The organism is Flavobacterium sp. GT3P67 (assembly GCF_004349155.1).
Lineage (GTDB): Bacteria > Bacteroidota > Bacteroidia > Flavobacteriales > Flavobacteriaceae > Flavobacterium > Flavobacterium ranwuense.
The window spans coordinates 84,195-105,863 of sequence record NZ_SMLF01000008.1; the positions used below are offsets into that span (position 1 = coordinate 84,195).

The 21,669-nt window shown below is 33.5% G+C and carries 14 protein-coding genes and 3 tRNA genes; 7 read left to right on the top strand and 10 right to left on the bottom strand.

Features of this window, described 5'->3' with window-relative positions:
- Positions 1 to 53: 53 nt before the first annotated feature.
- Complete coding sequence (locus E0H99_RS13080) at positions 54 to 1,634, bottom strand: OmpP1/FadL family transporter (protein ID WP_131996286.1); 1,581 nt, start codon at positions 1,632 to 1,634, stop codon at positions 54 to 56.
- A gap of 55 nt (positions 1,635 to 1,689) precedes the next feature.
- Positions 1,690 to 2,688 carry a hypothetical protein gene (locus E0H99_RS13085; protein ID WP_131996289.1) on the bottom strand — a complete coding sequence of 333 codons (999 nt, stop codon included), beginning with the start codon at positions 2,686 to 2,688 and terminating at the stop codon, positions 1,690 to 1,692.
- Positions 2,689 to 2,789: 101 nt separating this feature from the next.
- Here E0H99_RS13085 and proS point away from each other — a divergent pair, with 101 nt between their 5' ends.
- The 5 genes from proS (at position 2,790) to rpsT (ending at position 4,934) form a co-directional block, all read left to right on the top strand.
- Positions 2,790 to 4,268 (top strand): proline--tRNA ligase, encoded by a 1,479-nt coding sequence (proS, locus tag E0H99_RS13090; RefSeq protein WP_131996292.1) that lies wholly within the window; start codon positions 2,790 to 2,792, stop codon positions 4,266 to 4,268.
- Between the two features lie 78 nt (positions 4,269 to 4,346).
- Positions 4,347 to 4,418 (top strand) — tRNA-Glu (locus E0H99_RS13095).
- Between the two features lie 47 nt (positions 4,419 to 4,465).
- Positions 4,466 to 4,537, top strand: a tRNA-Glu gene (locus tag E0H99_RS13100).
- A gap of 41 nt (positions 4,538 to 4,578) precedes the next feature.
- A tRNA-Glu gene (locus tag E0H99_RS13105) sits at positions 4,579 to 4,650 on the top strand.
- A gap of 32 nt (positions 4,651 to 4,682) precedes the next feature.
- Positions 4,683 to 4,934, top strand: coding sequence for a 30S ribosomal protein S20 (gene rpsT, locus E0H99_RS13110; RefSeq protein ID WP_035673520.1), 252 nt, complete (start codon positions 4,683 to 4,685; stop codon positions 4,932 to 4,934).
- Between the two features lie 69 nt (positions 4,935 to 5,003).
- On the opposite strand, the gene E0H99_RS13115 is transcribed toward rpsT, so the two are convergent.
- Entirely contained in the window at positions 5,004 to 5,408 is a 405-nt protein-coding gene (locus E0H99_RS13115) for a response regulator (RefSeq protein ID WP_131996295.1), read from the bottom strand.
- Entirely contained in the window at positions 5,408 to 7,126 is a 1,719-nt protein-coding gene (locus E0H99_RS13120) for a PAS domain-containing protein (protein ID WP_131996298.1), read from the bottom strand. The genes E0H99_RS13115 and E0H99_RS13120 overlap by 1 nt, the downstream gene beginning before the upstream one ends.
- A 173-nt stretch (positions 7,127 to 7,299) precedes the next feature.
- On the opposite strand from E0H99_RS13120, the gene typA reads away from it, so the two are divergent.
- Positions 7,300 to 9,096, top strand: coding sequence for a translational GTPase TypA (gene typA, locus E0H99_RS13125; protein WP_131996301.1), 1,797 nt, complete (start codon positions 7,300 to 7,302; stop codon positions 9,094 to 9,096).
- Positions 9,097 to 9,431: 335 nt separating this feature from the next.
- Here typA and E0H99_RS13130 read toward each other — a convergent pair whose 3' ends face one another.
- The 6 genes from E0H99_RS13130 to E0H99_RS13155 all read right to left on the bottom strand — a co-directional run bounded on the left by E0H99_RS13130 (position 9,432) and on the right by E0H99_RS13155 (position 20,176).
- Positions 9,432 to 13,772, bottom strand: coding sequence for a T9SS type B sorting domain-containing protein (locus E0H99_RS13130; RefSeq protein WP_131996304.1), 4,341 nt, complete (start codon positions 13,770 to 13,772; stop codon positions 9,432 to 9,434).
- Between the two features lie 24 nt (positions 13,773 to 13,796).
- Positions 13,797 to 16,124 carry a T9SS type B sorting domain-containing protein gene (locus tag E0H99_RS13135; protein WP_131996307.1) on the bottom strand — a complete coding sequence of 776 codons (2,328 nt, stop codon included), beginning with the start codon at positions 16,122 to 16,124 and terminating at the stop codon, positions 13,797 to 13,799.
- A 14-nt stretch (positions 16,125 to 16,138) separates the two neighbouring features.
- Positions 16,139 to 16,975, bottom strand: a complete 837-nt coding sequence (locus tag E0H99_RS13140) for an ABC transporter permease (RefSeq protein WP_131996310.1) — start codon at positions 16,973 to 16,975, stop codon at positions 16,139 to 16,141.
- A 3-nt stretch (positions 16,976 to 16,978) separates the two neighbouring features.
- Positions 16,979 to 17,890 (bottom strand): ABC transporter ATP-binding protein, encoded by a 912-nt coding sequence (locus tag E0H99_RS13145; protein ID WP_131996313.1) that lies wholly within the window; start codon positions 17,888 to 17,890, stop codon positions 16,979 to 16,981.
- 65 nt (positions 17,891 to 17,955) lie between these two features.
- Positions 17,956 to 18,357, bottom strand: a complete 402-nt coding sequence (locus tag E0H99_RS13150) for a response regulator (RefSeq protein ID WP_131996316.1) — start codon at positions 18,355 to 18,357, stop codon at positions 17,956 to 17,958.
- Positions 18,347 to 20,176: a PAS domain-containing sensor histidine kinase gene (locus E0H99_RS13155; RefSeq protein ID WP_131996319.1), complete on the bottom strand. Its 1,830-nt coding sequence runs from the start codon at positions 20,174 to 20,176 to the stop codon at positions 18,347 to 18,349. The genes E0H99_RS13150 and E0H99_RS13155 overlap by 11 nt, the downstream gene beginning before the upstream one ends.
- 401 nt (positions 20,177 to 20,577) lie before the next feature.
- Here E0H99_RS13155 and E0H99_RS13160 point away from each other — a divergent pair, with 401 nt between their 5' ends.
- Positions 20,578 to 21,645 carry a hypothetical protein gene (locus E0H99_RS13160; protein ID WP_131996322.1) on the top strand — a complete coding sequence of 356 codons (1,068 nt, stop codon included), beginning with the start codon at positions 20,578 to 20,580 and terminating at the stop codon, positions 21,643 to 21,645.
- Positions 21,646 to 21,669 lie beyond the last annotated feature (24 nt).

The following is a 21,669-nucleotide window of genomic DNA, read 5'->3' on the forward strand; positions in this document are numbered from 1 at the left end:
AAAATCCGTTCCATGATAACGAAACGGATTTTAAATTTTATTTGTTGGATTGATTACAATTCAAATGATAATGTTACTGAAACATTGTTGTTTATGGCATCAATACTGGCACCATCTGTAAAGCCGTGATTAAAAAAACCTTGTTGTGAGTTTCTTTTGGCGTAAGAATACGCTAAATCTACTTTTGTAGAACCAAAACTGTATCCTAAACCTGCTGAATAACCGGTCAAATCACCTATAGTAACTCCGTTTTTATAAGGACTTTGTTCGTAACGATATCCTGCTCTTAAGCTCAAAGCCTCAATTTTATATTCAGCACCTATTCTTAGTTCGCCAGTAGTATCTAATGTTGAATTCATATCGCTATTTAGATCATTAAAATAAGGATCGTTTTCAGGTTTGAATTTAGTGTTGCTATAATCCTTAATTGCATAATCAACACTTAGCAAGCCAGATTTTCCAAAAATATAAGCGAAACTTCCAGTTAGTTTACTTGGAGTTTGTAGCTTATAAGGCTCGTAAATATTAACAATCTGAGGATTTACTACATCATTGGTGTCATCTTCATTAGTAGCGCTGCTTACTGCGACCAGACTTTGAGATAGTTCATCATTTAATTTATACCATGTAGATGATTCGTAAGCCAAACCTAAACGAATTTCATCAGAAACCTTTGCAATTGCTCCCAGTTGAAAGGAGAATCCAGTTCCGTAAGTGTATAAGTCATTTTCAAAACGTAAATTGGTTACAGTGTAATCAGCTGTTAATGGAGCGTTGTTCTCTTCGTAAAAAGTAGATGATTTGTGAAAGTCAGTGAAATGGGAGTTCAAATTCAGTCCAATGAATAATTTGTCTTTATATGATGTTGCGGCATTAAAAGATAATTTTCCGTTATATCCTGTACTGTAAACGGAATTTTCTTGGTAATAATTACCTCCTGCTGGAACATTCGAGGAATAAGGAGAATTATTATTGGTTTCATCATCGGGATCAATAATAAAGCCTTGGTAACCTAAAAATGCTTGTTGCGCTGCAAATCCATTTAAATTAGGGTATTGATTGTTTGGTAAATTACTTCCTAAAAATGAATATAAATCTGAAATGGATTCTCCAGGTTCCAGATTTACAAATTCTTGAGATACCGGAGCTCCATTATTGGAATTGTTAGCGTAACTTAAAAAATAATCACCTATAGAATTGTTCGGATTGGTTCCGGCAGAAAAAACTCCGTTATCAAAATTAGTTGTGTTTTCGTAATTAACACCCAGTGAAATCTTTTTCCAATTGCTATTTGAGTTTCTGTTGTTAAAAACAAAAACTGCACCCGCCTGATTCAAATCAAAGGAATTGTTTTTCTCGCTTGTTGTGTTGCCAAAGTAATTAGAGTTGTTTTTTGTATCAAAATTACTTAAGGTAAGAGCCATTTGGTTATTTGTAAATACTGCAGAACCCGCAGGATTTACATTTAGAGAGGATAAATCACCACCAAGAGCTCCAAAAGCACCACTCATTGCTCTAAAACGAGCTGTTCCGTTCAGGTTGTCCTGTGCATAACGCATAGCATCTGATATTTCTTGTGATTGAGCAATGCTTGCAGAGAAGCCTAAAGCTAATAAAAATATATATTTTTTCATTTTTAATTCGTAAAGTTTAATTTAATATTAAAATAGGAATGGATATAAATAATTATTATCCTCTGCCGCCTCTTCCGCCACCAGAAGATCTGCCACCGCCACCAGAATTTCCAGAATTATTTGATCCGGAACTATTTGAGCTAGGAGTATATGATCTGGAATTGTTGTCGTTTCTTGAACTTGGAGTATAAGATCTGTTGGGAGAGTTATTTTGGCTACGGGGACTATTCGTGTTGGACCTTCTGCTTGGGTTGTTATAAGAATTGTTTCGTGATTGTCCTTGATTTCTTGAAAATGTTGGACTTGTTCTATTGAATCCGTTTGTAGTACTTCTTCTGAGATTAGTATTGGTATTTCCTCTGTAATTTGAATTATTGGATCTTCCGCTAACGGTATTACTTTGATTTCGGGAGTAATTTGCTGAATTTCGACTGCTGTAATTTCGATTACTGTTTGCGTTGTTGGTGTAAGAAGAACCTCTTCTGCTTGCGTTATAGGAATAATTTCTATTATTATAGTAATTGGAATGTCCCCAGTTATTTCCATACCAGTTATTCCAACCCCAATTATTTCCATACCAGTTATTCCAGCCCCAATTATTACCGTACCAATTATTCCAGCCAAAACCAACGTTCATGCCCCAACCGTAACTGCCATTCCATCCCCAGTTATTTCCGTACCAGTTATTCATTCCCCATCCATTGTCGTAAACGTTTATACTTACAGTTTGAGGATTACTGCCCCATCCGGGATAGTTGGTATAGTCTTGTAGGCTATCGTTTCCTATGTTGTAATCATTGTAATTGTCTACATCTGTAAAAATTTCAACAGGCTGATTAGTGTTCTGTAAAGACCCAAAATAGTCTTTATATTGATTATTTGGAGCATTTTGCGTCTCTACTTCAACAGTTTTTCTTGGAGCGTTACCATATATTCCGTCAGAATCATAGTAAGAACTGTTTTGGTAGGAGCCACAAGATGTCAACAGGACGCTCAAAAATCCAACAATGTAATATATCGTCGGGTTTCGGAAGGAAAGAGTACTAGTTTTCATATATATGGAGTTTTTATTGTTGGACATTACAAAAATAGTTAGTTTTGCTGAACTATTTATTTAAAAAACATTAATGCAAAATTTGTGCCAAACTATTCAACATGAGTAAGAACTTAACTACAAGATCAGAAGATTATTCAAAATGGTATAACGAGTTGGTTGTTAAAGCCGATTTAGCCGAAAATTCAGGAGTTAGAGGTTGTATGGTTATCAAACCTTACGGATATGCGATATGGGAAAAAATGCAAGCTGAATTAGATCGAATGTTTAAAGAAACAGGACATCAAAACGCCTACTTTCCGTTATTTGTTCCAAAAAGTATGTTTGAGGCTGAAGAGAAAAATGCGGAAGGATTTGCAAAAGAATGTGCAATTGTAACTCACTATAGATTAAAAAATGATCCGGACAGGCCAGGGAAACTTATGGTTGATCCTAATGCAAAATTAGAGGAGGAATTGATCGTTCGTCCTACAAGTGAGGCTATTATTTGGTCTACTTATAAAGGATGGGTTCAGTCTTACAGAGATTTACCTTTGTTAATTAATCAATGGGCGAATGTGGTGCGTTGGGAAATGAGAACTAGATTGTTTTTGCGAACAGCAGAATTTTTATGGCAAGAAGGACATACTGCCCATGCGACAAAAGCGGAAGCTGTTGAAGAATCCGAAAAAATGATGAATGTATATGCTGACTTTGCCGAGAATTTCATGGCAATGCCAGTTATAAAAGGAATGAAAACCGAAACGGAGCGTTTTGCAGGAGCAGAAGAAACCTATTGTATCGAAGCTTTAATGCAAGATGGAAAAGCGTTACAAGCTGGGACTTCGCACTTTTTGGGTCAGAATTTTGCGAAAGCTTTTGACGTTAAATTTGCAAATGCCGAAGGGAAGCAAGAATATGTTTGGGGGACTTCTTGGGGTGTTTCGACTCGTTTGATGGGTGCATTAGTAATGACGCATTCAGATGATCAAGGATTGGTACTGCCTCCTAGTTTAGCTCCTATTCAGGTAGTGATTGTTCCTATTTACAAAACAGACGAGCAATTGGCAGCAATAACAGCTGAAGTAAATGTTTTGACAGCAGCTTTGCGAAAATTACAGATCTCCGTGAAATTTGATGACAGAACCACTCAGAAACCAGGTTTTAAATTTGCGGAATGGGAATTAAAAGGAGTACCTGTTAGAATTGCTGTAGGTCCAAAAGATTTAGAAAATGGAACTTTCGAGGTAGCAAGAAGAGATACATTGACTAAAGAAGTAGTTTCTAAAGATGGAATTACGACTTACATCAGCGATTTATTGGAACAAATTCAAAAAGAATTGTTCGAGAAAGCATTAAATTATAGAAATACACATATTACCGAAGTAAATAGCTTTGAAGAGTTTAAAGAGGTTTTAGACACTAAAGGAGGTTTTGTATCAGCACATTGGGATGGAACTGCAGCAACTGAAGAGAAGATTAAAGACTTAACTAAAGCGACTATCAGATGTATTCCTTTAGACAGGGTTTCAGCAGCGGGAAGCTGTGTTTTTACTGGTGAAAGCTCATTAGGGAGAGTGTTATTTGCGAAGGCATATTAAAAAAAAATAATTTTTTTTGCATGTACTATTGTACGTTTCAAAAATAGTTGTATTTTTGCATCCGCATTAGAGAAGCAGGGCCCGTTCGTCTATCGGTTAGGACGCATGGTTTTCATCCATGTAAGAGCGGTTCGATTCCGCTACGGGCTACTATTTTTATTGCATGTTAAAGTTTTCCTGAACTTAGAGGGAAGTATGGCCCGTTCGTCTATCGGTTAGGACGCATGGTTTTCATCCATGTAAGAGCGGTTCGATTCCGCTACGGGCTACAATTTCAATATTTTAGATTGATAAAAACTTAGGGGATAATGGTCCGTTCGTCTAGGGGTTAGGACGCCAAGATTTCGTCTTGGTAACAGGGGTTCGATTCCCTTACGGACTACAAAAATTAGTAAAAGATAAAAAAATAATAAAATGGCAAATCATAAATCAGCTTTAAAGAGAATTAGAAGTAACGAAAAGAGAAGAGTATTAAACAGATACCAACACAAAACTACTCGTAACGCTATCAAAGCCTTGAGAATAGCTACTGATAAAACAGATGCTACTTCTAAATTATCAAGCGTGATATCTATGATTGATAAATTAGCTAAGAAGAATATCATTCATGATAACAAAGCATCTAATTTAAAATCTAAATTAACGAAGCACGTTGCTAAATTGTAATTAACACAATTTATTAAGATATAAAAAAAGCTCTCATTTATGAGAGCTTTTTTTATATCTTATATTTTTTTATTCTATCTTGTTCTTTAAGTATTCAAGCATTGAATGGGTAATTGGTTTAGATAGGAAGTCAATTACCATTGGGTATTGTTTTGCTTTTTCTAAGTCTTCAGGGTCTATGGTTGAGGAAAGGACAACGACTTTTATAGTATTGAATTCTGAAAATTCCGGACTATTGAAATGATCCAAAAATTCCCATCCCCCCATTACGGGCATATTCAAATCTAAAAAAATTAATTGCGGCTGTTGGTTTGGTTTATTTTTGACATATCTGATAGTGTTGAAATAGCTGAGGGCTTCTTCGCCATTTTGAGCGGTTATTATTTCATTAGAAAACGATGATTTGATTATTACTTTTTTGCATAACATAAGTGTTATCGGGTCGTCATCAATGCATAAAATTTGATCTAGCATTATTGTTGTTTGTTTTTAAATGTTAATGTAAACGTAGTTCCTTTATTGACTTCGCTTTCAATTTCAATTGTTCCTCCCATTGTTTCAACTTGAGATTTTACTAAATAAAGGCCTAGTCCTTTGCTGTCAGGGTAATTGTGGAAACGCTGATAAAGTCCAAATACTTTATCTCTATTTCTTTCTAAATCGATACCTATTCCGTTATCTTTAAAAACTAATACAACGGTATCATCGATTTCATGAGTGGTAATGGTTATTTTGAGTTTTCTGTTTTCGGATTTGTATTTTATGGCATTTGTCAAAAGATTCAACAATATGCTTTCTATGTAAGCTTTATTGATGTTTAGAATAGAAACTTTTTCGAAATTGAGTTTTATGATTGGTTTGTATAATTCTATTTGAAAATTAAGTTGACTAAAAACATTTTCAAAGATTTCTTTTATTAAAACAGCTTCTTTCTGAATAGAAGGATTATCTTTTATGATAATAACTTTTACTAAATCATTGATAGTGTCATTTAATAAATGAGTAGATTTATTAAAGCCGTTTAAGATTTCTTTTAATTCTTGGTTTTCAATAGGAATGTCTTCCAATAAATTTAATAACCCAGTTAAGTTTGATAATGGAGCTCTAAGGTTATGAGAGGTTATATAAGAAAATTGCTTTAAGTCTTTATTATTTTGAGTTAATTCTCTAATAAGCTGCTCTTTTTCTTTTTCTTGATTTTTTTCATCGGTTATATCTCTTTGAATGGAAATCCAATGGGAGAGTTCATTGTCGGAATTATAAATTGGTATCATAGCGAAACGAACCCAATATTCTTCTTTATTTTTGGTTAGGCTGATTGTTTCTATAATACATTCCTCTTTGTTTTTTATAGAATTCAACAGTTTTTCAAGTTCGTTGATATCAGAATTTGGACTATTGAAAGGATTTGCAGATTTTCCTATTATATCATCAGATTCATATCCTGACATAATAGAAAAAGCGGGATTTACATAGATGATGTTGGGTATTTTTCCGTCAATTGAATCAGTTTCGGTGATTATGATAGAATCTTTGGATTGGGTAATTACAGTTTCCAGTAATTTAAGTCGTTGTTCTTCTTCTTTCTGTTTTGTAATATCTTGTATGGCTCCAATCATTCTAATGGCTTTCCCGTTTTCATCTTTCAGGAGAAATCCTCTGTCTAGAACATATTTGTAAGTGTCGTTTGCGCATTTAAAACGGTATTGATCTTGCCAGTTTTCGGTTTTTTGTTCTATAAAGGAGTATAGTTTAATAGACATTTTAATGCTGTCTTCGGGATGAATTTTATCAAACCACCATTTTGAACTATCTCCCACTTCATTGTCACTATAGCCAAAAACACTTTCAATTCCTTTGTTCCAAGAAAAGCTGTCTTCTTGTATTTTCCAATCCCAAATAGTATCGCTGGTCGCTTTAGCTACAATATCGTATTTTTCATTTGACTCCTTAATTTCGTCATTTGTGTTTTTAAGCTTTTCAAAAATGGCTATGTTCCGAGTGTCGTTTTTTGATAAAATAAGTTTAAAAATTATTCCAGTAAAAAATATAAATAAGATGTCTTTAGTGAAATTGTAAAATTGATTATTTGAATCAGAAATATATTCTTGTAATAATTTATGACTAACAATGGCTACAAACATTGAGATTAGAATGTAGATGATGATTACTTGATTGGTTTTGTTTTTCATTACTCAAATATAATTAATTATTGCGGAATTATTAAACAACATCCGTAACTTATTTTTGAGATTTTGTTAAAGACCTAGTTTTTGTGTCTAATGCGTTAAGAATATGTAAACTATTGCAGAAATATTTTTTATACCAAAAAAAAGTGTACCTTTGCACCCATTAAAAATCACAGATGGAATCTATTAGAAACATTGCAATTATTGCCCACGTCGATCACGGTAAAACAACTTTGGTTGATAAAATTATGTATCACTGTCAGTTATTTCGTGATAACGAAAACACAGGTGACTTAATCCTTGATAACAACGACTTAGAGCGTGAAAGAGGTATTACCATTACTTCAAAGAATGTTTCTGTAGTATACAAAGGAACAAAAATCAACATTATCGATACTCCTGGTCACGCCGATTTTGGTGGTGAAGTAGAGCGTGTATTGAATATGGCTGATGGAGTTTGTCTACTTGTAGATGCTTTTGAAGGACCAATGCCACAAACGCGTTTTGTATTGCAAAAAGCACTTGACCTTGGTTTAAAACCATGCGTTGTTATTAATAAAGTAGATAAAGAAAACTGTACTCCTGAAGAAGTTCACGAAAAAGTTTTCGATTTAATGTTCGAATTAGGAGCAGAAGAGTGGCAATTGGATTTTCCAACTGTTTACGGTTCGGCTAAAAATAACTGGATGTCTGACCATTGGGAAAACGTAACTGATAATGTTGAAGCATTGTTAGATATGGTTATTGAAAATGTACCACCTCCAAAAGTTTCTGAAGGAACGCCACAAATGTTAATTACTTCATTAGACTTCTCAGCTTTTACAGGTCGTATTGCTATTGGTCGTTTGGAAAGAGGTGTTTTGAATGAAGGTATGCCAATCTCATTAGTAAAAAGAGACGGTACTGTAATGAAATCTAGAATTAAAGAACTTCATACTTTTGAAGGTCTTGGTCGTAAAAAAGTACAACAAGTAATTGCTGGAGATATCTGTGCGATTATTGGAGTTGAAGGATTTGAAATTGGAGATACTATCGCTGATTTTGAAAACCCGGAAGCGTTGAAAACAATTGATATTGACGAACCTACTATGAGTATGTTGTTTACAATTAATGATTCTCCTTTCTTCGGAAAAGATGGTAAATTTGTAACTTCTCGTCATATTAGAGAACGTTTGACAAAAGAATTAGAGAAAAACTTAGCAATGAAATTGGGTGAAACTGATTCTGCTGATAAATTCATGGTTTTTGGTCGTGGAGTACTTCACTTATCTGTTCTTATTGAAACAATGAGAAGAGAAGGATATGAGTTGCAAATTGGTCAACCGCAGGTTATTATCAAAGAAATTGATGGTAAAAAATGTGAGCCTATTGAGGAATTGACAATCGACTTGCCAGAAACTCTTTCGGGAAGAGCGGTAGAGTTTGTTTCTTTCCGTAAAGGAGAAATGTTGAGTATGGAAACTAAAGGTGAGCGTATGATTATAAAATTTAATATTCCTTCACGTGGAATTATTGGATTGCGTAACCAATTGCTTACTGCTACTGCTGGTGAGGCCATTATGGCACATCGTTTTATAGGATATGAGCCTTACAAAGGTGAAATTTCTGGTCGTAACAAAGGTTCATTGATTTCTATGGAAAAAGGAAAAGCTATTCCTTATTCTATCGATAAATTGCAAGATCGTGGTAGATTCTTCGTTAATCCTAATGATGAAATTTACGAAGGTCAAGTAATTGGAGAAAACTCTCGTAGCGATGATATGTGTGTGAACGTGACTAAAGAGAAAAAACAATCTAACGTTCGTTCTTCTGGAAATGATGATAAAGCTAGAATTATTCCTCCAGTTATTTTCTCTCTTGAAGAAGCTTTAGAGTACATTCAAAAAGATGAGTATGTTGAAGTAACTCCAAAAAACATCCGTTTGAGAAAAATATATTTGACAGAAACAGATAGAAAAAGATTTAAATTCTAATTTTTATTTTTTTAAATATAAAAGCCATTCGTTAATTCGAATGGCTTTTTTTATGCTTTTTATTTTTTTCTTGAAAACAAATTTCTGTAAAAAATCATACCGTTTTAGCATGAAATTTACTGGATTAAGTTGTTGTGATTTCTCCTTCGAAATGAAACAAACATTATTTTTTATGACTGTCCGCTTTGCGGACTAACTTCATTTTTTTTGGCACAGATTTAAAAGGATTTCTCCAATAGATCTAATACATTTTTTTCATTAATATTTGAAAATCCTTTTAAATCTGTGGCAAAAATTATTGCTGGCATTAGTGTTCCATAGTCATATTATTTTTATTACCTCTTTAAGCTAAAATGTCCTTTAGCTTCCCTGCCGTCATCCAATTTTATGGTATACCAATAATCATCTCCAGATAAGGGTAGACCCAAAAATGTACCATCCCAGCCTTGACTGGATGCAACAATTTGTTTTAAAAGCTTACCGTAACGATCAAAAATATAGATGATTGAATTTTCATTGAAGTTTTTATTTACTCCTTTTACATTCCAATAGTCATTGTATCCGTCTCCATTTGGGGTGAAAAATTTTGGAACACCAATGACGGCTACGGTTTGGCTTACGGTTCCACAACCATTTTTATCATTAATGTATACTTCATGAATTCCGGCAGATACATTATCAAAGAAATTAGAATCCTGAAAAGGTCCAGAAGGAGCGTCCAAGCTATATTGATATTGTCCCTGTCCTGATACGTTTACCGTTACTGAATTTACATCCGATAAATCAATAATTGAAATAGTTCCTATTTCTGCTATATCAGAAGCGGTTACTTTTATAGTTCGGATTCTGCTACAACCGGCAAGAGAACTAACTTCTACTGTATAATCACCTTCTGTATTTACATCTAATGTTGGACCAGTTTCAGCTGTTAAAACAACATTGCCTTTTGTCCATACATACGTATAGTCGGTACTGGGAGTGCCATCTTGAATTCCAGCATCTAATTTCACAAAGAAAGTGGGGAGGTTAGAGCATACTAATTCATTTTCATCTAAATCATCATTTGTATCAATATTGGGTTTTGGATTTACTCTTAAAGTTACCCTTGGGCTCAAGCCATAACACGCATTATTAGATGTGCTTTCCACACGGACCCAAATTTTTTGTTCATTTGGATATCCATTATTTATATAATTTGATGTGTTTGTTATTTCATCATTTTCTGATAAAGCATCTGCTTCATTTTTATAAAATTTTATCGAATAAGAAGTACTCGATGGAGGAAGAATCGCTGAAATATCAGTGGCTACACTACTGAAATCAAAGGTTGCAATGCCATCAGTATCGTTATTAGCTGCTCCTAAGTCATCACAGGTTGAAAAAGTACGACTGAATGAAGCTGGAATTTGGGTAGTAGAAACCACTAAGGTAATTTGAACTACACTACTACATCCATTAGCATTTTTTACTCTTGCCCAAACCGGCATACCACCCGAATTAGTATTTGTAAATGCTAAAGGATTGGAAATTAATTTCCCAGCATCTGCTGTTTCAGCCCCCGATAGTGAAGTGTAATAGCTAAAAGTTTCAGATGTGGAATTTGACGATATCTCATTGTTTTTCACCGTTAAATTAAAATCTGAGAAACCATCCGTATCGTCATCACATTGAACAATAGTAGCAGTAGTTACCACAGGTAAACGATAAACAGTCAATGTTGTTTCAGAAGAAATCAAACCGCATGAATTTCCAATTTTATCCAGTTTCACTCTGTATTTATAACCATTCATTGCATTGGTCACTTTTATCAGTGTTAAGGTTTTTGTTGTGGCATCTTGATAAGTAGCATTGTTTAAAATTTTATTCCAAGTTATTCCGTCAGTAGACAATTGCCATTGATAGGTATTTCCTCCATTATCAAGGACTGTGATTGTTGCTTTTTCTAATTCACAGGTTGGCGCAACTTGAGGTTGGGCAGTTATTATTATTGGCGCAGCAATTATATAATTGTTATGTGGAGTTAAATAACCCAGATCACTCGTAACTTTTCCTTTAGCATTAACAGTAACGGGATTGTTTCCTAATATTCCATCATTGTTAGGATCATTAAAACCAGCTTCAGTGACATCAAAACAAATATCATTATCACTATCCAAATCACGGTAGTTTTTTATTCCATCAGCGTCTGTGTCAATTTCAGTTTCTACTGAATCTAGAATTCCGTCGTTATCGCTATCCAAATCCAGATAATCTAAAACGCCATCCATATCCGAATCAATCGGATTAACTCCTGTTCCAAAAGCAGTATCAAGTCCGTCATTATTAGTGTCAGAATTTAATAACGCAACGGAAGCATTGACTTGTGCTTCAATAGTATCGGGAATTCCATCATTGTCGCTATCTAAATCCAATTGGTCAGGAATGCCATCACCATCAGAATCTTTTGGAACACAAACTGCAAAAAACTTTAAAGTTGATTTATTTGGATTGTCATCAGATAAATTTTTATGGGTAAAAGTTATCGAGTTTGACAAATATGTCAAGAATTTAAAAGTCCCTGTACCTGTGGCTAAGGGTGTTGTACTGTTTAGCCTAAATCGAATTTCAAAAGAGGAATATTGTGTAACTCCACTTTCATAAATACCATCATAATTAGTATCAATAAGCAATTGATTCGTAGGATTGAGAACTGTTATTGTTTTGTTTATAGAAGAACTTATAACATATTCGGCATCGGCATTTAGTAAATCGGTAGCGTTTGCAGTAGTCACATATTCAATTCCTATACTCATTGGTTGGTTAAAAGTCATAGTATAGGTTGCCGAATTAGTTTTCCCGATAGGAATATCGGTAATAAAACTGCCGTCAGCATTTCCTATAAAAGGAGTTCCGCTTGCAGTTGCAACTGTAGTCACTGCTCCCGTAAAGGAATTAGAATAATTACCAATTGCTATAGTTCCTGCTGCGGTATTTGAAATGTTTATATTTTGGTTTCCATAGGATTCGGTACAATTGATAATTCCATCATTATCTAAGTCAATATCAACGTTGTTATTTGTTCCGTCATTATCTGAATCTAATGGGCAATCGCTGACCGGAATCTTGTCTGAGAAAACGTTACCGCCACATCCAGAAATACTTCCTTTTACTTGATAATAACCGGGTTGGGTAGGTGTGTATGAATTTGAGGTTTCTCCAGGAATAAGAATGTCATTTTGATACCACTGAAAAGTATCATAAGAGGATAAAGTGCTGATTTTTAGAACAACATTTGGTATACATGCCGAATTAGATACTGCAATTTTATCAGTTACAATTTCTGGTTTCGTATCAAAGCCGGAATAATAACCACCATAAGTTGCGGCGCCATTTGTCCCAAAGTAAGAAACATAAACTTGCCTCGTTGATTTTACAGCAATATTCCCCGTTTGATTAAAAACGGTGTATCTCACATAATCTGTGTTTCCTGTTACTGAAACAGGAGGGCTCGAGATAGGAATGTTGTTTATGGTTACAGTCGCACCAGTTTCAGTCACAATATTTAACCCACCATTATAGAATGTACTTCCTATCGATTCAATGGAAGGAATATTGTCAACAATGCTTGGCGTTGAACAATTTAGGGGTGGTACAAAAAATAAATTTTGATTAGCGGGTGAAGCGGATCCCCCAATGCTCTGATAAGCAGATACGTTTTCGGAGGCTGAAACATATAAATTGCTATTTATAAATTGGCTTCCATCAATAACGGTATATTCTCCTCTACTCAGACTGATAATTGGTACTGTAGAACCATTAACGAAAATTTTGGTATTATCTACATTTGCAATTAATAAAACCCGTTCTAATTCATCAGTTCCAAGACCTTTTACAAAGATATATTCCTTACCGGTTTTTTCTGTTGGAACAATTTGGTCAAAACCTACATCTCTTCCATTTGTATTAGTACTATTGCTTCCTCCAAAAGAACCCGAATTGACAACTACAGGTTTGTCTGATTCTACTAACGCACCAATCATTTTAGAGCTATTGGAAACAGTATTGTTATAATTTTCCAAAGCCAAAACATAACTTTCATTTTTACCTAAAATAACAGTTATAGGTCCAGCTACGATGGTTCCATTTGATAATACCGACCCTATTGGGATGTTTGAAATAGTAACTTTGGTATTGTTCTCTGTTGACAGGATCGAAGCAAAATTTAATACACTTTGATCATAAACCGGATTTAGCATTGCACCTAATCTGAATTCTCTTCCTAGGGCACTATTTCCTTTTGATACAAGTCCGCCCGCATGATTATATGAATTATTTTGAGAAGAAAATCCGGCATTAACCCTAACACTTACATAAATTAAATCGTCAGCTTCAACTATATATCCTTTGTTAATTACAATTCCAATACTAGTTTTTGGAGTGAACAACTGCGTATTTTGTCCTTGACCAATAGAATAAATATATGGAGTAGTATTCTTGACTACCCCAGTTATTATACTACCTCCGTTTGCTATAATTTTGAAATTAACATCGGTGGTGCTTGGTGTAGATATGTATAAATAATGGTCCCCTGCTAAATTTGTAACGCAAGTTAAAGGCGGAATATAGTGTGTTTTACTAAACTGGGAAAAACAACTTATGGAAAAAAGGGTAATGAGTAAGAGTAATGTTTTTTTCATTTGCTAAAAATAGCAAAATTTAGATTATCTTTTTAATGAAAAATGACCTTTTATTACTCTGCCGTTTTCTAAATTCAAATGAAACCAATAATCATCAGTGGGTAATGCGAATCCATTGAAAGTTCCATTCCACCCAATGTCTGAGGTAATTAATTGTTTTAAGAATTTTCCGTAACGGTCAAAAATATGTAAAGTTGATTGGGGTAAATTATCCAGATTTTTAATTTGCCAAATATCATTATAACCATCTCCGTTTGGAGTGAAATAACGAGGATAATCCAAAACATATACCACAAACGGAATTGATAAACCACAGCCGTTTTTATCTCTGGCATAAACTAAATATTCTCCGGGTGCAATTCTATCAAACATTGGATTATCCTGAAAAAAAGAGCCGTCAATAGAAAATTCATAATCCCCAATTCCAGTATGTTCAATTAAAACTGAATTTTCATTTCCGGAAAAATCATTTATTATTGCACCTGTAATCGTTGCTATTCCAGAGGCTGTAACATGATATTTTTTTGTTTTTTCGCATCCGTTTGCACTCGTAACTTTCACCCAATAATCACCAGAAGTACTAATCGAAATCGAATTTGAAATTGCTCCTGTACTCCATAAATAGCTGGAAAAACCAGTGTCAACGGTTAAATTAATTGAAGTACCATTACATAAAACAGCATTCTCTTCTTGAAAATTAGGTGGGTCAAAGTTGTTCACTACAAGTGTAATGGGAGTAATGGCATAACAGTCAGAACCATTTACGATTCGGGCATAAATAATTTGTTGGGTTGCAATGGTATTTTTAAAAATATTTGATAACTGATTTTGTTGGACTATGGCATCCGTTGGATTTAAATAATATTCTACGATTAAGCCAGCAGGTAAACCCGTTACTACTTGAGGTGTTACTTGTGTGTTTAAATCAAATTGGGCTAAACCATCATTTGTACCATCAGTATCGCAAGTTGAAATTGGGTTTTGAACTGCAATAGCGTTATTGGAAATAATCAATTTTACTTCGGCATAATTTACACAGTTAAATGAATTACTCACTCTTGAAAATACGGACTGATTTATGAATTTGTTGCTATACGTTGTAGGATTGGTAATTGGATTTGTTTTTGCTTGAGCATCAACCAACGTTTCATAATAAACAACCGCACTTAAATTACTCACATTGTTTTTTATAACCGCATCGACTTTGGTTAAGTTGAAAATGGATATTCCATCATTGTCGATGTCACATTGTGAAAGAGTAGTGTCATTCAAATCAATTTCTGGAGTATATTCGATTATTATTTCTTCAGTAGCGATACAACTGGGTGTCAATTGCACTTCGACTCTATAAATCCCTGGACCGGTTACAGAATAAGTAGAAGCGTTGTTCGTAAACTCTAGATTATTCTTAAACCATTTGTAAGTATAACCTAAACTCGCGGGTAGTTTTGTGTCAATATTAAAGCTTTCGCCAAAACAAATAGGGTTGTTTGTCGCTAATAATCGGTCTGATCCCAAATCAATTTTTGGTAAAAAACTGCCCGCTTCAATAAATACTGCGGAGTCATAATATTGGTTTCTCTGGTCAGCGATTACTAATTTTATATGGTATGTTCTTCCCGGTTGAACTTTTGTTTGAGCGGTTAAAACTTTAGTTTGCCCAGCATAATTAATTGGACTGGTAGCGGTGTTGAAGCCGCCAAAATAGAATTCGTTTTCCGGACCACAACTTTTTATGGGTTCGGTCGAATTTGGAATCGGATTAATTAAAGGGTGAATGCTTTTTGATGAAACGGGAGTAGAAGTACCAGGAAGCAATGCTAAATTAGTATAAGCAGTTGTATTTATTTCTTTGATTAAAAAGGCGAAACCATCAGAATAATTACAAGGAAAATCATCTTGGTATTCATTAGAAGCAAATATATAATCAAAACTTATGAAATCTGTCAGAGCTGTAAAATCGAATTCTAAAACCGTCGCGTTTATTGTATTTGTTATTCCTAATGCTTGTTCTAAATCAGTATCTCCCAGCCAAGAAGGATTTCCTCCTCCCAAGTTTCTTACAAATGGGCCTCTGGAATTTTGACTACTTCTCGTACTCAAAAGAACGCCTTGTGTAAAAGGGAAACTACTCCCTTGATTATTAAAATAGGCGTAACTGTTTTGACTGCCGGAAAATGAATCTCCTTTTGCGATGAAATTAGAAACATTGGCGCAAGAACTATTTACTAAAATATTTTCAACAAGTTGTTGCGCTGTATATGAGTCGTTTACTGAAATAGATTGAGCGGTTGCATCAAATATAACGCAACAAATAAAAATATAGAATAATATTATTTTCACACATTTCATCGTGTGTAAAGATACTACAAATCTCTATTTTTTAATAATCGATAGGAAAGGAAAATAAAAATTACAGTCCAAAATAATACGATAAGAATAGCCGATAGGTTGACACCATATTCTTTAATATTATTCAAACCAATTTGCGTTCCCAAGTTTTTTACCACTGATAATCTGGAAAAAGGTTCTACGATTAAATTCGACATGGATTGTAAAGGTAAAAATTGGGTAAAAGATGCTGCCGTAGTGCTATTCGGGAATACTTTAAAAGTTAAAACACCATTGATAACTCCTTCGATGATATTCCAAACTAAAAGAAATCCCAGTGCAAAAGCAGAACGCTTTACCAATATTCCTAAAAATAAACAGAAAGAGAAAAAACCGACCAGTTTGACGAAATAGGCTAAAAGATATTCTAAATCAGAGAAAACGATACTAAACTCAGTGTAGGAAGAATAGCTTAGTCCTAAAATGAGTGACATTATGAAAATAAAAATAGTTGATACCGTTGCAAATAAAACAACAGTCAGAAATTTAGACTGAATAAATTCCTTTTTACTCATTCCATCAATTAAATTTTGTTTTAGTGTTCCATAGCTGTATTCATTTGCCATCATGGAGACAATTACAATCGCTAAAAACAATTTTAATATGGCTGCGATATAGGTATTGAAATGCCATATAAAAGGGAAATTAAAAATTCCCATCTCTGCAAGATGAAATTTAAAAATGCCGAGATCAAATTTAATGGAGGCTATTAATGCTATAAAGGTTAGGAGAATAAAATAGGCCAATGTTAAAACACGGCTGGCTTTGTTTTTCCAAATTTTTTGTAATTCTATTGAGAGTAATCGTTTCATGATTTAGTTTTTGAAAGTTGGATTAGAATTGGTCAGTTCTAAAAATTGTTCCTCTAAGCTGTTTTTACGCTTTACCAAATGATTTAGTATAATGTTTTTTTCAAAAAGAAATCGATTCAATTCCTTAGCGTCTAAATCATTTTTTAAATAAACTAAAACTTTTCCATCCTCGTTTACAACATTTTTAAATGCTGGATGAGTTTTAACCGCTAGGATTAAATTTTCAGTATCATCAGCTTGTAATTCAAAAAAGCCTTCATTTGCTGACATACCATCCACTAAGCCAGTATATAAAATTTCTCCTTTCCTTAAAACCAAAACATGGGTACATACTTTTTCTACTTCGTCTAATAAATGCGAGGCGAGTAAAATGGTGGTTCCTTTTGACGCAATTTGTTTGATAATATCTCTAATTTGATGAATCCCTTGAGGATCTAAACCATTAGTAGGTTCATCAAGAATTAAAATTTCAGGATCATTCAATAGGGCCGAAGCTATCGCTAACCGCTGTTTCATTCCCAAAGAAAAAGTACTGAATTTACTGTTTTGTCGATCAACTAAACCTACCAATTCAAGTTTTTCATTGACTTTTGCATAGTTGATTCCTTTAATCTTACAAACCAGTTCTAAGTTTTCCTTAGCGGTCATATAAGGATAGAAATTGGGTCTTTCTATAATTGCACCTACTTTTTTTAGGGCTTCATGCGTTTCCATAGAACCACTAAACCAGCTGCATTCTCCAGAGGTTTTATTAACGACATTCAATACAATTCCTAAAGTTGTTGATTTTCCGCTCCCGTTGGGACCTAGAATTCCGTATACATTGCCTTTATGTATGTCGAAAGAAACGTTTTTCAAGGCTTGTAGTGAGCCATAACGTTTGTTGAGATTTTTGATAGAAAGTATAGTTTCCAATAGGTTCGTCTTTTTAATTTAATATAGGACGAACAAGATGGGATATTGTTACTGTTAAACTTGAATTAGTTGATTTTAGAAATGAGTTTGCATAGCGTATCTAATTTTTGAGCAGTAATTGGCTTCATTATATAATCTTTTATCACATCGTATTTTTTCGCCATTTCTATATCTGCAGGGTCGATTGAAGAGGTCATGATAAAAATTGAAATTTCTTTTTTTATGGGTAAATGAATAAATTCATCCAAGAACTGCCATCCATCCATTACGGGCATATTTAAATCAAGTAAAATGGCATCGGGTAGAATTTCACTATCGTTCCAATTTTCTTTTAATTTATCAATTGCGAATTGAGCATTGTTAAAAGATTCGATTTCTTCACAGAACTTGTTTTTAGAGATGAGAATACTCATCAATTTCACAGTTAATTTATCATCATCAATGATGTAGGTTAATTTATTTTTCATTCAAATAAATTTTAAAATTTGACCCAAGACGTTCTTCGCTTTCTACTTCAATTTTTCCATCCATGGCTTCGAGCTGGTTTTTGGTTATAAATAATCCAATTCCTTTTGCATCTTCGTTGCCGTGAAAGGTTTTATTCATTCCAAAAAGTTTATGCCCATTTTTTTTCAAATTAAGGCCTAAACCATTGTCTCTAAAGTTTATAACTGTGTAGTTATCTATGATTTCGTAACCAATATCTAAAGTGGCTTTCCGTTTTGGAGATTTATACTTAATGGCATTTGTGAATAAATTCAGCAAAATACTATCTAAGTAAGCCGGAATTGCATTAACAACCAGATCTTCTGGGATTGTATGTGTAATTGTTATTTGGCTGTCTTTAATGGCCAAACTCAAAGCCATTCTTGTTTTTTCGATTTCACTTTTTAACGGAATCTTAGTCTTTTCAATATTTGTTTTTTGCTGAATGGTTATAATTTCATTCAAATATTCGATTGTTTCTGACAGTTTCTCTGTTCCTTCTTTAAATAAATCAAAATAGGAAAGCTTTTCAGTAATATCATCTGTATTTTCAATCACATCCACTACCATTGATAAATTACTGGTGTGTGAGCGTATGTTATGAGAGACTATGTGAGTGAAATTGTACAGTTTATTGTTTTGACAACTGGTTACATCTAATAATTTTTGAAGTTCAAATTCTTTTTCGATTCTTTGAGTTACGTTTCTGCCGACACCAATAAAATTAATTAAATTGTTATTACTGTCAAAAACGGTAGTTATATTTAGTTCAAACCAATACTTCTCTTTGTTTTTATTATAATTTAGTATTGTAATTTTTATACTTTCTTTATTTTTAATTGCTTTTCTCATTAATGCTGTAGCACTTAAATCAGTTTCGGGGCCTTTGGATAAATAGCCAGGTTTTTGTCCTATTATGTTCTCCATATTTAAACCGGTAAGATCTAAATAGGCTTGATTTGCCCATACCGCTTCTCCTTTTTTATTTGCAATTACAATGGTGTCCGTAGTTTCGGAAGCTGCAAGAGATAATAAATTCAATTTAGCATCAACATTCTTCCTTTCACTTATATCTCTAATGAAACAAACCAAATACGTTATGTTATCGACCTGAAATTTTTTCCCGGAGGCCACTTCCACAGGAATGATTTTTCCGTCTTTTCTTTGAATATTAGTTTCGTTAATAATATAATCATCCTTAGCTAAGTGATTGACGAGAAAAGCCCCAACTTTTCGTCTGTATTTAACTGGAAATAAGTGAGAATTATGCCAACCAACCAATTCTGAGTTGTCATATCCGGTAAGTTCCGAAGATCTCGAATTGCAACTGGTTACAATTCCATTAGAGGAGTCAATGATAAAAATAGCGTCATTGGCACTAGTAAAAATGGAGGAAAATTTCTCTACGCTTAACTGCAATTCATTGATTAAATTCTGCTCTTTTGTGATGTCTTGAAATGTGCCCAATAAATTCATGGGTTTTCCGTCAATAACTTCTATCTGACATATACATTCGATATACTTGATGTTATTTTTAGCAGTAGTAATCTGAAATTTATCATCAAATGAAATCCCTTCGTAGGTTGCTCTTTCGATAAGGAATTTTATCCGATCTCTATTTTCGCCCTCTGTATAAAAATTAATACCATTTTCAATAACAGGTTCAAAATCTTCAGGAACTTCAAGAATAGATTTTGTGACAGCATCCCAATATACATGATCGGTTTGCAGGTTCAATTTCCAGATTCCAATTTTAGCTGACTGCGCAGCCTTGAAATAAAGTTCAAGCTTATCTGTCATTTGTAGGGTTTAAATATTTTAATCGTCTTGGGGACAACCAAATATAAAGTTTATATCTTGGCGTTAGTGTTTTTTAATATAAAAAAACTGATATTTATGATTTTATTCTTTTTGAATTATGCTTAATTCGCTTTTAATCAGTCGATTGTGTGTTTTTGTTTATTTTTATTTTAAGCTTAAAACCCGGTTTTTGTCTAATAATTAAATAGTTACGTTTTTTATCGAATTTTTATTCCTTTTTGGTTCTTATCGGATAAAAATAATTTTGACTTTGAATATAAAAATGGTAACCGGGATACTTTTATGCTTCTAATTATGCAGTACTTTGAAAACATATTTTTAAAAAGGAATAACCTTCAACGGCTTAATTTATTGTAATTTTGTATTAAATCCTTTTTCAAATGAGTAGTGAGCCAGTAATGCTTTTTAAAAAACCTTCGTATCCAATAAACAAATCACTGTTGGAGTACTTAGAACGTTTTGACCGTTTGTCAAAAGTTTCTATTTTTTACGATGATTTATTGCGCTTTTCAGGATCTGTGACCGTTTATGATAAAAATGATGAGGACACTTTATGGATTAGAGTGTATTATAATGAATTTGAAAGGCAAGAAATTGATTTGAATCTAAAAAAAATCTATTCGTTGTTGCATTCTGATGGTAATCTGGGAATTCTTAAATTTTTGAATGTGGATTCCATTGATTACTGCACTTTTGGAAACTCGAAACCTTTTCGAATAAAAGTCAGAAACATACTGAATGATAATTACACTCATTTTTATATCAAGAAAGCAGATGCTTCCCGTATTTACGGACTAGAATTGGAACATATTTTATCTCCGGATAAAATAAATTTTTTAGTGTATAATGACACTTTAATAGAGGAACACATCATGGGGATTCCTGGCGATATTTTTATAAAAACACTTTTGACAGATTGTACTGAAACTGAAAAATCACAAATTGCAAAAGAGTTTGTGAAATTCAACGAGCGTTGCATGATACGATTATTGGGCGATATGCGTTCCTATAATTATGTGATTGTTCCTACACATGATTTTGACCATGTTGTTTATAAAATACGCGCTATTGACTTTGACCAACAATGTTATGAAGGAAATTTTAAAGTCTATAGACCTCAATTTTTCAAAGAAAATTATCCAATGGTAAAATTGGTTAAAGACAAACTTCAAAACAGTTCAATCGAGCAATACAAAGATGAGGAAAGAGCGGTTCTTGCCAAAAGAATCCATTCTGCCGAAAATCGTATTAAAAGATTATTGCAAATTATGGGGGATGATGTTATCGCTCCAGAGGAACATTTGAAGCAATTGCAATTAGAATTATATCGTTACACAAATGATTTGAATTTTAAAAAAGCAAAATCTATGGGGAATATCATGAGTGCTGCTTTTGAATTCATTACGAGAAACTTTAAGAATACAAATTTATTTAAAACGGGATTTTAATCTTTTTATAAATTTATAGTTTAC

Bases quoted from the DNA above. Each gene is read 5' to 3' on its own strand.
- E0H99_RS13120 (WP_131996298.1), bottom strand. From the start codon at position 7,126: ATGAAAAACAAAACCAATCAAGTAATCATCATCTACATTCTAATCTCA.
- E0H99_RS13085 (WP_131996289.1), bottom strand. From the start codon at position 2,688: ATGAAAACTAGTACTCTTTCCTTCCGAAACCCGACGATATATTACATT.
- E0H99_RS13115 (WP_131996295.1), bottom strand. From the start codon at position 5,408: ATGCTAGATCAAATTTTATGCATTGATGACGACCCGATAACACTTATG.
- E0H99_RS13140 (WP_131996310.1), bottom strand. From the start codon at position 16,975: ATGAAACGATTACTCTCAATAGAATTACAAAAAATTTGGAAAAACAAA.
- E0H99_RS13130 (WP_131996304.1), bottom strand. From the start codon at position 13,772: ATGAAAAAAACATTACTCTTACTCATTACCCTTTTTTCCATAAGTTGT.
- E0H99_RS13150 (WP_131996316.1), bottom strand. From the start codon at position 18,357: ATGAAAAATAAATTAACCTACATCATTGATGATGATAAATTAACTGTG.
- E0H99_RS13160 (WP_131996322.1), top strand. From the start codon at position 20,578: ATGAGTAGTGAGCCAGTAATGCTTTTTAAAAAACCTTCGTATCCAATA.
- proS (WP_131996292.1), top strand. From the start codon at position 2,790: ATGAGTAAGAACTTAACTACAAGATCAGAAGATTATTCAAAATGGTAT.
- E0H99_RS13135 (WP_131996307.1), bottom strand. From the start codon at position 16,124: ATGAAATGTGTGAAAATAATATTATTCTATATTTTTATTTGTTGCGTT.
- E0H99_RS13080 (WP_131996286.1), bottom strand. From the start codon at position 1,634: ATGAAAAAATATATATTTTTATTAGCTTTAGGCTTCTCTGCAAGCATT.
- rpsT (WP_035673520.1), top strand. From the start codon at position 4,683: ATGGCAAATCATAAATCAGCTTTAAAGAGAATTAGAAGTAACGAAAAG.
- typA (WP_131996301.1), top strand. From the start codon at position 7,300: ATGGAATCTATTAGAAACATTGCAATTATTGCCCACGTCGATCACGGT.
- E0H99_RS13155 (WP_131996319.1), bottom strand. From the start codon at position 20,176: ATGACAGATAAGCTTGAACTTTATTTCAAGGCTGCGCAGTCAGCTAAA.